This window comes from Uliginosibacterium aquaticum (assembly GCF_012972705.2).
GTDB lineage: Bacteria > Pseudomonadota > Gammaproteobacteria > Burkholderiales > Rhodocyclaceae > Uliginosibacterium > Uliginosibacterium aquaticum.
This window is the reverse complement of record NZ_JABCSC020000003.1, coordinates 416,327-430,588: the sequence shown is the minus strand read 5'-3', so window position 1 is coordinate 430,588 and position 14,262 is coordinate 416,327. Positions and strand designations below refer to the sequence as shown.

11 protein-coding genes are annotated in these 14,262 nt (G+C 64.8%); 9 read left to right on the top strand and 2 right to left on the bottom strand.

The features are described from left to right. Positions 1–54: 54 nt before the first annotated feature. From HJ583_RS13330 to HJ583_RS13295, 8 genes are all read left to right on the top strand, one after another. A complete protein-coding gene (locus HJ583_RS13330) occupies positions 55–1,503 on the top strand; it encodes a cryptochrome/photolyase family protein (protein WP_170022372.1) in 1,449 nt (482 codons plus the stop codon). Between the two features lie 171 nt (positions 1,504–1,674). Further along, positions 1,675–3,123 carry a pectate lyase family protein gene (locus tag HJ583_RS13325; protein WP_170022371.1) on the top strand — a complete coding sequence of 483 codons (1,449 nt, stop codon included), beginning with the start codon at positions 1,675–1,677 and terminating at the stop codon, positions 3,121–3,123. A 145-nt stretch (positions 3,124–3,268) separates the two neighbouring features. Continuing rightward, positions 3,269–5,404, top strand: coding sequence for an AsmA family protein (locus HJ583_RS13320; RefSeq protein WP_170022370.1), 2,136 nt, complete (start codon positions 3,269–3,271; stop codon positions 5,402–5,404). Then, the gene (locus tag HJ583_RS13315; RefSeq protein ID WP_170022369.1) at positions 5,401–6,633 is read left to right on the top strand and encodes a multifunctional CCA addition/repair protein; all 1,233 of its coding nucleotides are present in this window, start codon (positions 5,401–5,403) and stop codon (positions 6,631–6,633) included. Before HJ583_RS13320 ends, HJ583_RS13315 begins: the two co-directional genes overlap by 4 nt. Before the next feature lie 66 nt (positions 6,634–6,699). Next, on the top strand, positions 6,700–8,649 hold the full coding sequence (locus HJ583_RS13310) for a transglycosylase domain-containing protein (RefSeq protein WP_170022368.1): 1,950 nt from the start codon (positions 6,700–6,702) through the stop codon (positions 8,647–8,649). Continuing rightward, on the top strand, positions 8,646–9,437 hold the full coding sequence (locus HJ583_RS13305; protein ID WP_170022367.1) for an alpha/beta hydrolase: 792 nt from the start codon (positions 8,646–8,648) through the stop codon (positions 9,435–9,437). Before HJ583_RS13310 ends, HJ583_RS13305 begins: the two co-directional genes overlap by 4 nt. 88 nt (positions 9,438–9,525) lie before the next feature. Further along, positions 9,526–10,425 carry an aldose 1-epimerase gene (locus tag HJ583_RS13300; RefSeq protein ID WP_170022366.1) on the top strand — a complete coding sequence of 300 codons (900 nt, stop codon included), beginning with the start codon at positions 9,526–9,528 and terminating at the stop codon, positions 10,423–10,425. Next, positions 10,422–10,655, top strand: coding sequence for an RNA-binding S4 domain-containing protein (locus HJ583_RS13295; RefSeq protein WP_101940820.1), 234 nt, complete (start codon positions 10,422–10,424; stop codon positions 10,653–10,655). The genes HJ583_RS13300 and HJ583_RS13295 overlap by 4 nt, the downstream gene beginning before the upstream one ends. Here the strand turns inward: HJ583_RS13295 and HJ583_RS13290 are convergent. Further along, positions 10,642–12,219: a hypothetical protein gene (locus HJ583_RS13290; protein ID WP_170022365.1), complete on the bottom strand. Its 1,578-nt coding sequence runs from the start codon at positions 12,217–12,219 to the stop codon at positions 10,642–10,644. The two genes, HJ583_RS13295 and HJ583_RS13290, sit on opposite strands and share 14 nt — an antisense overlap. Positions 12,220–12,388: 169 nt before the next feature. Here HJ583_RS13290 and HJ583_RS13285 point away from each other — a divergent pair, with 169 nt between their 5' ends. After that, complete coding sequence (locus HJ583_RS13285; protein ID WP_170022364.1) at positions 12,389–12,619, top strand: hypothetical protein; 231 nt, start codon at positions 12,389–12,391, stop codon at positions 12,617–12,619. 83 nt (positions 12,620–12,702) lie between these two features. Here HJ583_RS13285 and HJ583_RS13280 read toward each other — a convergent pair whose 3' ends face one another. After that, positions 12,703–14,157: an MFS transporter gene (locus HJ583_RS13280; RefSeq protein ID WP_170022363.1), complete on the bottom strand. Its 1,455-nt coding sequence runs from the start codon at positions 14,155–14,157 to the stop codon at positions 12,703–12,705. Between the last annotated feature and the right edge of the window lie 105 nt (positions 14,158–14,262).

Genomic DNA, 14,262 nt, shown 5'->3' with positions numbered 1-14,262 from the left:
TCCATTTTAACCTGTTTGCCCGCGCCCTGTTCCGGCCCGCAACCACCTGAAGCCATGTCCCGCGACCCTGCCGCCCTCGTCTGGTTCCGCCGCGATCTGCGCGATTTCGATCACGCCGCGCTCTCCCACGCCTTGCAGGCTCACGCCAGAGTGTTCTGCGCCTTCGTGTTCGACACCGACATCCTCGACGCGCTGCCTTCCCGGCAGGATAGACGGGTGAGCTTCATCCATGCCAGCCTCGCCGAGCTGGATGCCCGTTTGCGCGAAAAAGGCGGTGGCCTGATCGTGCGTCATGGCCGCGCAGAGGAAGAAATCCCGCGCCTCGCGAATGAATTGAAAGTGGTGACGGTTTTCGCCAACCATGACTACGAGCCGGCCGCGATCGCCCGCGATACCCGCGTGGCAAACAGCCTGAAAGACAATGGCATTGTCTTCCGCTCCTTCAAGGATCAGGTGATCTTCGAGCGACGCGAGATCCTGACCCAGTCCGGCAAGCCCTTCGGCGTATTCACGCCCTACAAGAATGCCTGGTTGCGCAGTGTGCAGCCGCGCGATCTGGGAGCCTGGCCGGTTGCCGATTTCGCCGGTCATCTTGCCTCGCCGCCGGAAGGCAGCCACCTGCCGGCGCTGAGTGCCCTCGGATTCGAGACCTGCGATTTGCGTGTCGCTCCCGGCATGAGTGGTGGCGAAGCCTTGTGGGAGGCATTCACCGGGCGCATCAACCAGTACCACGCGGCGCGCGATTTCCCCGCTGTGAAGGGGGTGTCCTACCTGTCCACCCACCTGCGCTTTGGCACCGTATCGATCCGCGCACTGGCCGGCAATGCCCACGCGCGCAGTGGCGCCGGCGCCGAAAGCTGGTTGTCGGAACTGATCTGGCGCGAGTTCTACCAGCAGTTGCTGTTCAACCATCCCCACGTGGTCGAGCATGCCTACAAACCGGAGTTCGACGCGCTGCACTGGGAACAAGGCCCGGCTGCCGATGCCCTGTTCGATGCCTGGTGCGAAGGCCGCACCGGCTACCCGCTGGTCGATGCTGCGCAGCGCCAGCTGCTCGCCAGCGGCTTCATGCACAACCGCCTGCGCATGGTCAGCGCCAGTTTCCTCACCAAGGATCTGGGCATTCACTGGCTGCGTGGCGAGCGCTTTTTCGCGCAGTGGCTGCTCGACTACGATCTGGCCGCCAACAACGGTGGCTGGCAATGGGCCGCCTCCACCGGCTGCGATGCCCAACCTTGGTTCCGGATCTTCAACCCGATCACCCAATCGGAGAAGTTCGATCCGCAAGGCAAGTTCATCCGCCGCTATGTACCGGAACTCGCGGCGGTGCCGGACAAGTTCATCCACGCCCCGTGGAAACTCAAACCCGCCGAGCAGAACGCCATTGGCTGCGTGATCGGCCGCCACTATCCGGCCCCGAGCGTCGATCATGCCACCGCGCGTGAGCACACCCTAGCGCGTTTCAAGGCCATCCGGTCTGAGCACGAAACCGACGCGGAATAGCCACCCATACGCCAGCGAACGGTCGCCTGGCGCGCGCCCGCCACCGCTCGTCGGATTGTGACAAATTTCACGTTTTTAACAAAAACTGTCAGATTAACATCCAGCCACCTTGTCGGAATTTTTCCTACATTCCCCGTCCTGATAACAAGCCGGCAAGGAACTGGAGGAATCATGCAGCAGCTCTCTCATGGCCTGAAAGCCACTCTTCTGACATCCATCCTGAGCGTCGCGCTCACCGCCTGTGGCGGTGGTGGTGGCGGGTCATCCAGCGAAACCACCAGCACTGCCAGCAGCAGCCCGAGTCAAACCTCGGCCAGTTCCGCAGCCAACAGCACAGCCGCCACCTCGTCGAGCAAAGCCTCGTCGTCAGTCTCCAGCACGAACGCCTCGGCCACTTCGAGTTCGGTCACCTCATCCACAGCAGCCTCCAGCGCCGCGACCAGCAGCACAGCCGCTACCTCATCGAGCAAGGCCTCGTCGTCGGTCTCCAGCACAGCCGCTTCAAGCGTTGCCGGCGGTGCCGCCGCAACGACTTCCGGTGGTTTCTCCACTGCAACGGGCGGCAACGTTACCAGTGCACGCAAATTCACTGCAGCCAGCCACACCGAAATCAACACCATCATTGCCAACGCGCGCTACGACGATGCCGGCACCAAGGTGGCTACCGGAGCCTATCCGCTGCACATCACTTACACCGGCAATGAAGACGCATTGATTGCCCAGATCGTCGCGGACTCCACCATTGACGCCAATCACGATTGCCCGGCGCCGCACTGGGACGATGCCTACCGCTATGTCGAAGTGAAGAACTACACCGCAGGCATCACCATTGAAGGCGCCAACGGCTCGTCGGCCAACTTCGGCATCGTGATCAACGGTGGTTCGAACAACGTCATCGTGCGCAACATGAAGATCGGCGCACTCGGTGGTGCCAGCAACGATGCCGACATGTTCCGCATCGACGGCGGTTCCAATGTGTGGATCGACCACAACGAGATGTTCGCCGTAAACAACGAATGCAACGGCTCGCCCGACGGCGATCTAACCTTCGAGTCGGCCATCGACATCAAGAAGGCCTCGCACAACATCACCGTGTCCTACAACTACATCCACGACAGCAAGAAAGTCGGCCTGGATGGATCCTCGTCCAGCGATATCGATGGCGGCCGCGAGATCAGCTACCACCACAACTACTACAAGAACGTGAACGCCCGCCTGCCGCTGCAACGCGGTGGCTGGATCCACGTCTACAACAACCTGTACGACGGTATCAGCGACTCAGGCATCAACACCCGCCAAGCCGGCTACGCGCTGATCGAAAGCAACTACTTCCAGAACGCCAAGAATCCGGTGGTGTGCTTCTATGACGGCGGCAGCAACTGCGGCTTCTGGGATCTGCGCAACAACAACATCACCAGCACGGCTGACTTCACCACCTACAACATCACCTGGTCGACACCCTCCAGCGGTGACAAGAGTGCTTCCAACTGGACCACCACTGGCGCCTTCCCGATCACCCTGCCCTACACCTACACGCCGCACACACCGGCCTGCGTGAAGGCCAACCTGCCCAGCGTCGCGGGCGTGGGCAAGGCATACGCCACTCTCAGCTGCAACTGATCCAGCTGCACAGTCAAAGCTTGCGGGCCGCCTTCGGGCGGCCCTTTTTGTCTCCGGCAAACTCGCCTCACACAGCCGACCTGCGTCAGGAAAGCGCTCCTGCGGCTGGAGTATGATTGCCGCTCCCTGCTCCGGAAGCACTGGTTTGAAGATCCGTCTGGCAATCCTCCTGCGCGTGCTTGGCTTCACCCTCGGCGGCATCATGGCTGTAGTGGCGGCACTGGCCATGTGGGTGTGGATCAGCTTCGATGCTGAGCACACCGCTCAAGCGCTCACGCGCCACTTCAAGGATGTGCACCAGCGCGGCCTGCTCATGAGCCAGCCGCCGCAACTCTCCATCTGGCCGCGCCCGGCGCTGCTGCTCAAGCGTGCCTCGCTGACCGAGGCCGGCCGCTCCGAGGCTTTTGCCAGCGTGACCCAGTTGCGCCTGGAGCTGGCTACCCTGCCGCTGCTGCAGGGCATCTTCGAACTGCGGGGCGTGCGGGTCACCGGGCTAAGTGTCCGCCTGCAACGCAACCGCAAGGGCGAATGGAACTTCACCGACCTGATCGATCCGCCCGCCTCGGCAGGCCTGCCGGAATGGCAACTCCGGCTTGAGCGCCTGCGCCTGGACGAGGCGCGCTTTGCCATCGAACGGCAGGGCGGCAACGAACGTATCCTGCTGCGTGGCCTGCAGCTTGACGCCAGCCTGCCCGCCAGCGAGATGGCCGGCAAGCTCAGCTGGCAAGGCGAACTCAGCGAAGCAGCCAGCACCAGCGAGCTGAAGTTCCGCGGGGATGCGCGCCTTAAGCTGCAGGACGGGCTCTCCTCCGGCAGCCTCGACGAATTGCACACCAACTTCGATGGCAACAGCCATGGCCTGCAGGGTGCCACCTTGCAGCTCGATGCCCAGCGCCTGCTGTGGGCACGCTACGGCCGCGAAGGCAGCCTGGCCGATCTGCAGGCCCGCCTGCGCGGTGCCGCCGGGGCTCAGGCACTGGATTTCAACGCCAGCGCGCCCGACCTCGGCTGGCTGGACGAAACCCTGCAGGGCCGCGACTTCCAGTCCACGTTGGCCCTGCGCACAGTGGACGGTCAAAGCGAATTGCGCCTGAACCTGCCGGAAATGCAGGCCACCGCCCCACGCGGCTTCCACACCGCTCAGGCACGCTTCGACTGGAAGCAGCAGTATGGCAAAACGCTGGGCAGCGAAGGCCAGCTCAAGCTGGATCTCTACGCCGAACCGCTCAGCGGCCTGCTGCGTGCCGAGCGGGTTGCCGGCGAAATCGGCCTGCAACACCCACGCCTGCATACCCCGGCCGCACGCGCACGCCTCGACGGCAGCTTCAGCCTGCAGGCTGGCAACAACGAGCTCACCTTGCAGGCCTTGCTCGGCGAGGATGCGCTGCAGCTCAAGGCCCGTCTGCAGCAACTGTGGCCACTGAGCGGGCGCTTCGAGCTCGGCGCCACCCGCCTTGATGTCGATCGCCTGCTCGCGGAAGCCCGCCCCAGCAACAGCCTGCCACCGCTCACCCTGCCTGCGCTGGACCAGTACAGCCTTGGCGGCAGCCTGAAACTCGCCCACCTGCGCATCGGTGGCGTGGAGATTGCCAGCCTGCAAAGCCCCCTGTTGATAGACAAGGGCCAGCTCAGTGCCGACGGCTTTCTGGCCCGGATTCATGGCGGCGAAGTCTCCGGCAAGCTGCTGGTCGAGCCGGCCAGCAGCCGGGTCAGCCTGCAAGGTGACTTCAGTGCGCTGCCACTCTCGGACATCGCCCGGGAGAGCGGCCTGCCCCTGCCGCTAGGCGGCCAGGCCAGCGGCTCCTACCGCCTCGGCTGGCTGCAGCAAGCCAGCCAGGCCCCGCTCGCAACGCTCAGCGGCGCCATCCGCTGGAACCTCACTGACGCCACCCTGCAAGGCGTGGATCTCGAGCGCAGTCTGCAGGAGCTGGCCCCCGCCATCAGTACCGGGCGCATGTCCGCGCGCAGCCCGGCCGCGGATGAACGCAGCGAACTGGGTAGCGCCAACAGCCGCTTCGTGTTCGAGCAAGGCAAGCTCGCGGTCGAACGCATCGAAACGCGCAGCAAATGGCTCAAGCTTGGCGGTGGCGGCCAAGCCGACCTGCCGCGCGGCGAAATGGATTTCAGCCTGCAAGCCGAACTCCTGCCAGCCGCACCACGCGAGCTCACCGCCCTGCGTGGCAAGCCGATTCCGCTACGCCTCAAAGGTCCACTGCTGCACCCGGATCTGCGCTACGAACCGGGCACTGCCAAGCCCACCGCCTCACCCGCCAAAAAATGACCCAGGAATTCAGCAGCTACATCGTCGGCGGCGCCGTGCGCGACCGCCTCCTCGGCCTGCCGGTGCAGGACCGCGACTGGGTCGTGGTCGGCGCCACCCCCGAAGCCCTCGTCGCCGCAGGCTACAAGCCGGTCGGCAAGGACTTCCCGGTCTTCCTTCATCCGCACACGCACGAGGAATATGCCCTGGCCCGCACCGAGCGCAAGACGGCGCCCGGCTACAAGGGCTTCGTCTTCCACACCGATGCCGATGTCACGCTCGAAGAAGACCTGATCCGGCGCGACCTCACCATCAACGCCATCGCCCAGGCCGCTGACGGCTCGCTGATCGACCCCTATGGCGGCCAGCGCGATCTCGCAGCACGCGTCTTCCGCCATGTCAGCCCGGCCTTCGCCGAAGATCCCGTACGCATATTGCGGGTGGCGCGCTTTGCCGCGCGCTTGCCGGACTTCACGCTGGCGCCAGAAACCCTCTCCCTGATGCGCGAGATGGTGGCGGCCGGCGAGGTCGATCATCTGGTCTCCGAGCGCGTATGGCAGGAGCTCTCGCGCGGCCTGATGTATCAGCACCCGGCGCGCATGCTCGAAGTGCTGCGCGAATGTGGCGCCCTGGCTCGCCTGCTGCCGGAACTCGACGCCCTCTTCGGCGTGCCCCAGCCCGAGCAATACCATCCCGAAATCGATACTGGCCGCCACTTGCTGCTGGTGATCGACCAGGCCGCAGCACGCAACATGAGCCTGCCGGTGCGCTGGGCGGCACTGCTGCACGATCTCGGCAAGGGCTGCACCCCGCGCGAGAACTGGCCGCACCACTACGGCCACGAAGCGCTCGGCCTACCGCTGGTTGAAGCCGTCTGCGCACGCCTCAAGGTGCCGGTGGACTGCCGCGAACTGGCGCTACTGGCTGCCCGCGAGCACGGCAACATCCACAAGATCGGCGAGATGCGTGCCGACACCCTCACAAAACTGCTGGAGCGCAGCGATGCGCTACGCCGCCCGGAACGCTTCGAGGGTTTGCTCGCAGTTGCCGCCTGCGACTTTCACGGTCGCACCGGCTTCGAACAGCAGGCTGACCCGCATGGCACCCTGTGGCGAACCCTGCTCGCCGCCTTCCGCGGCGTGGATGCCGGCGCGATTGCAGCAGCGCTTGCCGACAAGCGCCAGATCCCGCAGCGCGTGCATGAAGCGCGCGTAGCAGCCGTCGCCGCGGCGCTCGCTGGCCTGCGCTGAGCGGGCAGGCGAGTGCCAGGCCAGCGGCGCATGGCGCACAATAGCGCCTCGCCTCCCGCTGCTGCCATGAAGCCGTTCCGCTGCCTGCTCCTCCTCGCCCTGCTCAGCCCGCTCGCCGCCCTTGCCGAAGGCTTTGCCTTGCCGGCCTTCGAACAGGTGCGCGCCAGCCATCTCAGTTCCGACGCCCTGCTGCTGGACCGCACAGGGCTGCCACTGGCCGATCTGCGCCTCGACACACGCGTGCGCCGGCTCGACTGGGTACCGCTGGCCCAGCTTTCACCGGCCATGCGCGACGCGCTGCTGACCGCTGAGGACCGCCGCTTTTTCGCCCACAGCGGCGTGGACTGGGTGGCCTTCGCCGGAGCCGCCTGGCAGAACCTGTGGGGCGGCGGCAAGCGCGGCGCTTCAACCCTGACCATGCAGCTCGCCGGCCTGCTCGACCCGGCCCTGCGCATGCCGGCCAATCGCCGCAGCGTGGCGCAGAAATGGGATCAGAGCCGCGCCGCGCTGGAGCTTGAATCGAAGTGGAACAAGCAGCAGATCCTCGAGGCCTACCTGAACCTCGCGCCTTTCCGGGGGGATCTGCAGGGCATTTCCGCCGCCAGCGAGCTGATCTTCAAGCTGCCGGCGAGCCGCCTCGGCCCGAGCGAAGCGAGCCTGCTCGCAGCCCTGCTGCGCGGCCCGAACGCCGCCCCGCCACTGGTGGCCAAGCGTGCCTGCCGGCTTGCCGCCAGCCTCGGTCGCAACAACCAGTGCGGCGAGATCACCCGCCTCGCCCAGAGCCAGCTCGACACCCCGCGCAACGTGCCGCGCTACCGCCTCGCCCCGCACCTGGCGCGCCGCGTGCTGCAGCAAGGCGGCCAGCGCAGCACCAGCCTGCTCGATGGCCACCTTCAGGCACGCCTGCTGGCCGCGTTCACACCCCAGGATGATCCCGCCAGCGCAGTGCTGGTACTGGACAACAACAGCGGCGAAGTGCTGGCCTGGATCGGTGCCCTGGACCCGCTCGGCGCCGATGGCGTCGTCCGCCCGCGCCTGGCACCGGACTGGTGGTGGCCCTACGCCACGGCACTGGGTATCGAGCAGCGCCAATGGACGGCCGCCAGCCCGCTGCCGCTGGGCGCCGTGATCTTTGACCCACGTGACGCACGCGCCGCCACCCCCAGCTGGATGAGCCTGCGCTTCGCCTTGCGTGATCACCAGCCTGCCGCACTGATCGGCCTGCACGCCCGCCAGGAGCGCGACGCCTGGCTTGAGCGCTTGCGCCTGCTCGGCTTCGAGCCCGACGGCGACACCCCAGCTGCGCCCAGCCTGCTCCAGCTTGCCAGCGCCTGGCGAGCCTTCGCGGCAAACGGCCAATGGCAGCCCGCACGCTGGCTGCCCACGCAGGAAAGCAACCCACGGCGAGCCTGGCGCGCCGACACCGCCTTCGTCCTCAGCGACCTGCTCGCCAGCCCCGGCCCGGCCGGCTGGGCCAGCCTGTGGCAAAGCCACGCCAGCGAAGACGGCAGCCGCCTGCTGATTGGCCACAGCGAGCGCTACACCCTGGCGCTGGCCACTACCGGCAACGATCCGCTGGGGCTGTGGCAACGTCTGCAGCTGGCCGCTGCCGGCGACTCGCGGCCGCCGCCAGCGCCGCCCGGCCTCGTTACCCAGAACGTGTATTTCGAACCAGCCCTGGAAACCCCTCGCAGCGAGTACTTCCTGCGCGGCAGTGAAATCGAAACCGTCACGGTGCTGGCAGACGGCCGGCGTGGCCGCATAATCTTCCCGGCAGCCGGTCTCAACCATGTGCTGGACGAAACCGGCCGGCCGCGCGAGCGCTGGATCCTGCAGGCCGAGAGCAGTACCGCCCTGCGCTGGCTGCTCGATGGCCACCCGCTCGGCGAAGGCCAGCGCCTGCTGTGGAATGTTCAGCCGGGTCAGCACCGCCTGGCGATCAGCGATGGACGCGGTGAAATCCTTCACGCCATCGAATTCGAAGTTCACCCAGCCCCCGAGAATCAGGAACGATGACCAGCCCGCTCGAAGTCTTCCACACTCCCCCCCAAGGGCAGCCACGCCCGCATCCGCTGCTCTTCGTGCACGGCGCCTATGCCGGCGCCTGGCTGTGGCAGCGCCACTACATGCCTTGGTTTGCCGGCCTCGGCTGGGATTGCCACGCCTTCTCCTTCTCCGGCCACGGCGCAAGCCCGGGGCAGGATCGCCTGAACAGTTTTTCGATTGCCGATTACGTTGCCGATCTGGCCGGCGTGATCCGCGCCATGCCGGTCGCCCCAATCGTGATCGCTCACTCCATGGGTGGGCTGGTACTGCAGAAATACCTTGAAAGTGCCGACCTGCCGGGCGCCGTGCTGCTCTGCTCGGTACCGCCACAAGGCCTGCTCGGCGCCACCCTGAGCCTGATCTTCTCGCGCCCGAATGTGCTCTTCGATCTGAATCGCATCATCGGCGGCGGTGAGCCGCAGCTCGACAGCGTGCGTGAGGCCCTCTTTCACCAACCAGTCAGCCGAGCGCTGCTCAACGAGTGCTTCATGCACATGCAACCCGAATCGATGCGCGCCGTGTGGGACATGAGCGGTTTCGACCTGCCCCGCCCGGCACGCATGCGCCGCCCGCCGATGCTGATCCTCGGTGCTGCGGAAGATGCCCTGATCCCGCCCTCACAGGTCGAGCAAACCGGCCACGCGCTGGGTCTGCCAGTCGAATTCATCGCCAATGCCGGCCACGCCCTGATGCTCGAACCGCACTGGCAGCCGGGCGCCGAGCGCATCGCGGCCTGGCTCACCGCAGAGGGCTTCTGAAACACGGCAGGAGGTCACGAAGAGGAGGGCCCGGAGCACCATGCGCTACCGTATAATATTGTCAGGCAACTTATAAACTAGTCTTACCATGCCCGGCTCGCTGATCACCCTCGAAAACGACCACCAACGCCTTGGCCTCCTGCCCTCACTCGGCGGCAGCGCCGCCTTCTGGGATGTACGGCGGGATGAGCGGGATTCGCCCTGGTGTCCGATCTGGCGGCCTTATGCCCCCTCCGGCTCGCGCCGGATCATTGCCAATTTCCCGCTCGTCCCGTGGTCCAACCGCCTGCCCGGCGGCGGCTTCGAGCTCAACGGCCGCTTCTATCCGGTGCACAACCCGCTGCCCGAGAACCCCATGCCCTCCCACGGCACCGGCTGGCGCCAGCGCTGGCTGGTGACCCGCATCTCGGCCAGTGAGATCGAGATGAGCATGGAGACCCGTCAGGCCGAGGATGCACCGTTTCACTACCAGGCCCGCCAGCGTTACCAGATCGATGGTACGCAGATGCACATGCACCTGGAAGTTACTCACCTGGGCAAGGAGCCCTTGCCCTATGGCCTCGGCTTTCATCCCTACATCCTGCGCGCGCCAGGCCTGCGCCTGCGCTTCGGTGCCGCCGGTTACTGGCCAGCCAGTGAAGGCCTGCCGCATGAGCACGCCGAGGCCTTGCCAGCGGAATGGAACTTCAATCAGCTGCGCGAAATCGGCTCCGGCCTGATCGACCACAACTTCCACGGCTGCGACGGGCGCATGACAATGGAACGGCCGGACATCGATCTGCGCCTGGACTGGCAGACCACCCAGCCGGCCGGGCTGGACACCGCCATCCTGTATCGCCCGGCCCACGACGAGTGGTTCTGCTACGAGCCGGTTACCCACATCACCGCCGCCCACAGCCGGGCCGGCATGCCGGGCTTGCGTTTGCTTGGCCAAGGCGAGAGCATGGCGCTCGAAGTCGTCCAGACCCTCTCCAGGATCCAGCCATGAACGTGCAGCATTTCGAACTCGACCGCGAGTTCATCACCCTCGACAACCTGCTCAAATTCCTCGCCATCGCCTCTTCAGGCGGCGCTGCCAAAGTCATGGTGGCCGAAGGGCTGGTGAAGGTGAATGGCGAGATCGAGCAACGCAAGACGCGCAAGCTGCGCGCTGGCGACGTGGTGCGCGTGCACGGCGGTGAAGAGATTCACATCACTGGCGGAGTCAGCCCGCAATAGCGCCCTTCAGGCGTACATCGAGGGCCTCGCCCACGGCCCCGACCGGCTCGCCAAAGCTGCCGGAAAATGTCTCTGCGGGATCGCCGCCGGCCTTGCTGGCGCGCACCCATTTACCGAGCATGGCGGCGCCCTTGTCTGCCACCAGCTGATCAACCGCTGCCGCCGCATAGTGTGCAACGACACTCGCGCCATATTTCCCCTGCGCCTTGCGATAGCTTTCCGCCGTCTGCAATTCGCCCAGACTCGGCAGGCCCTTGCCGGCCAGGCGCAGGTTGTCGCTACGCAGCCTGTGACTCTCGGCCAGGCTGCGCAAGGCCAGCGCATCGAGTGCCGCACTGGCGATGTAATCACGCAAGCCGTTGCCCAGCCAGTGCAGCTGGCCCTTATTGCTACCCACGACCTGCAGATAACGCCCGGTCACCGTGGAGGCGGTGATCGCCGCGAGGCGCTCGGGCGTGTCGAGACGGCCCAGATCGAAGAACACCACACTGTCCTGCCACAGCGAACTGGAGCCGCGCGCCAGCCTGTCCGCCTCCTCTTGGCTACGCCCCAGCTCGCGCGCAATCGCCGCGCTCATGGCGGCCCGATCCGGCAGCAGGAAGATTCTCAGGGTGATCGGCAGCGCGCTGCCCAGCCGCTCGCGCAGCAAGCCTTGCGCCTGCCCGAAAGCTGCTTCGACGATCGCTTGTGATGCGTCCGGAATATCTCCCTCGGCAACCATCTCGAGCGCCTTGCCGCCCTTCATCGCCTGTTGATACCAACCCTCGAAACCGGCATAGAACTCCCGTTGGGCAAGGCCGAAGTGCTCGCGAAAGCAGGTGCTCTCGAGCGAAAAACTGTCCATGCATTGCATGTAGGCAGCCAGTGCCGGGAAGATGCCCTCCCCCTTCTTTTCGGCCAGCGCCATCATCATCAGATCGGCCATCTCGTAGGGCAGGCGCTTCTGGTCCATCAGACGAGTCCAGGCATCAAAGCTCAGCCCATCCATCTCGCCGGGGGCCACCGGATCGCTCGCCCCGCGCAGGCGGTTGACGCGATCGAGGCGCCACTTCTCCAGGCTCTGACTACCCAGGCGCTTGGCCACCAGTGCCCCCATCCAGTCCGCCATGCCTTCCTTGATCCAGCGATTGGCGCGCTCCATGCCGCCGAATTGCCCGACGAGCTGGCCCTGCAACATGTGAGTCAGCTCATGCGCCATGGTGAAACGCGCATTGGCCAACCCGGCCGGATTGGTCAGCTTCAGGAAGACAGTGTTCTTGCCCGGTGTCGCCAGCCCGCTGGTGAGCCGTCCTACCTGCTCAGCCTTGTCCGCCGAATAACCGCGCTCCACGCGCAGAGACTCGATGTAGCAGGCCTCGCTGGGGCACAGGTTCACGAAGGTCGGCTTATCCAGCGTCACCCCGAAATTCTCGGCGGCAATCCCGTTGAAAGCATCGATGCTGCGCTGCACTTCGGCCGCCAGCTTGGCATCCGCACCGGCCGCAACATGAAGGACGATGCCCGCCTGCGCAGGCAGCCACACCACCAGGCTCAACAAGGCGACCAGCAACTTCAGGGCAGGCATCGCAGCACTCCTCCACGCAAACATGGCACGCATCCTAGCCGAAGCGGTGGCGGCGAGGTTTGCACGAACGCTTCGGAAGCCGGCGGAATGCGGTTGTGCTGCGCGGGCACAACCCTTAGAGTGAGATGGGTATTCCTGCGCGGCAAACGAAACCCGAACTGGGGGAAATATGAGACAAACCGCACCTTGGCCCGACTTCGACGGCAATCCGATCATGGAGGGCGACCGCATGGTACATCCCTCCGGCGAATGCGGCATCGTCGTGCTGTGCAGCGATGCGCCGGACGATAGCGCTCGCTGGCGTGTCGATTACAGCGGCGGCATCTCGCGCAGCCTGTCAGCCGAAGTCAGTCGCGACGGTCGTTGCGTCGTGATCGACGAGACCGGCAAGACCTTCTGAGCGGCGGGCCGCAAACGGCCACGCCATGAAAAAAGGGCCTCCCGCGTAAGCGAGAGGCCCGCTTGCAGCGTGTCGGCCGCCGCTCAGGCGACGATCGGCCGGTACTTGGGCACCAGCAACTTCATGACGCCCCAGCCGATCAGATAGGCCACCGCACACACCGAAAAGATCACGAAATAACCCGCCCTGATCCCTTCGAAGCCCAGCAGCTTCCATTGGTTCGTGGCTGCAAAATCAAACAGCACGCCCGAGCCCTTGTTGATCAGGTAGGAACCCACGCCACCAGCCATGCCACCTATGCCCGTCACCGTGGCAATCGCCGTGCGCGGGAACATGTCGCCAACGGTCGAGAAGATGTTCGCGGACCAGGCCTGGTGCGCTGCACCAGCAATCCCGATGATGATCACCGGGAACCAGTAGGAGTAATGCCCCAGCGGCTGGGCCAGGAGCGCCAGCAGGGGGAAGAAGGCGAAGATCAGCATCGCCCGCATGCGCCCGGCGTAAGGATCCATGCCTTGTTTCGTCACGAAATAGGACGGCAGCCAGCCCCCGATGATGGACAGCAAGGTGATCGCGTAGAGCACGAACAGCAGCAGTTGCGCCATCAGCGAATCCGAGCTCAGGCCGTACACATCGCTGAGGTAGGCCGGCGTCCAGAACAGGTAGAACCACCATACGCCATCGGTCATGAATTTGCCGAAGATGAAGGCCCAGGTTTGCTTGTACTGGAAGCACTCGGCAAACGAGATCTTGCGTTCGATCCGCTCAACATTGTTATTTGCAAGGGTTTCAGCGGTCTTGTCCTGACTGATGTACGCCAGCTCGGCTGCATTCACCCGGGGATGCTGATGCGGCTTCTTGTACATGAACACCCAGAACCCCATCCACACGAAGCCCAGGGCACCGATCAGCACGAAAGACATTTCCCAGCCGTAGTGGCGGGCAATCACCGGAATGGTGACCGGCGCCAGCAATGCTCCGACGGTAGCACCGGCGTTGAAGATGCTGGTGGCAAAAGCCCGGTCCTTCTTGGGGAAGAATTCGGCCGTAGCCTTGATGGCCGCCGGAAAGTTACCCGCCTCGCCCAGCGCCAGCACGAAACGCGCAAAGACGAACAGACTGGTACTGACGGTAACGATCAGCCCGGCATCCCCCACCGCGGCGATCGCTTCCTTGGCCCCTTCAAAACCGACCAGCCACTCGCCTGCCACCACTCCTGAAGTCGCAATGCCACAGAAGGCATGCAGCACCGCACCCAACGACCAGACGCCGATCGCCCACAGAAAGCCCTTCTTGGTATCCATCCAGTCTACAAAGCGGCCAGCAAACAACATGCTGAACGCGTAGAAGATGGAGAACAGCGCCGTGATGTTGCCGTAGTCGCTGTTGGTCCAATGAAACTCAGGTGCAATGAAATCTTTCCAGGTCAGCGACAGTACCTGTCGGTCCAGGTAATTGACCGTGGTCGCAAAGAACAGCAAGGAGCAGATAGCCCAGCGGTATTGCGACATTTTTCCATCGGGATGTTTTCCTGCCATGTTCATGCTCCTGCTGCAACGGTAACCAGATCCGGGAAGTTCATTCAAAACCTAGGGAAAACCCTAGTCTCGGAGCGCAGTATGGCTCAGAGGACATGTCCGGGT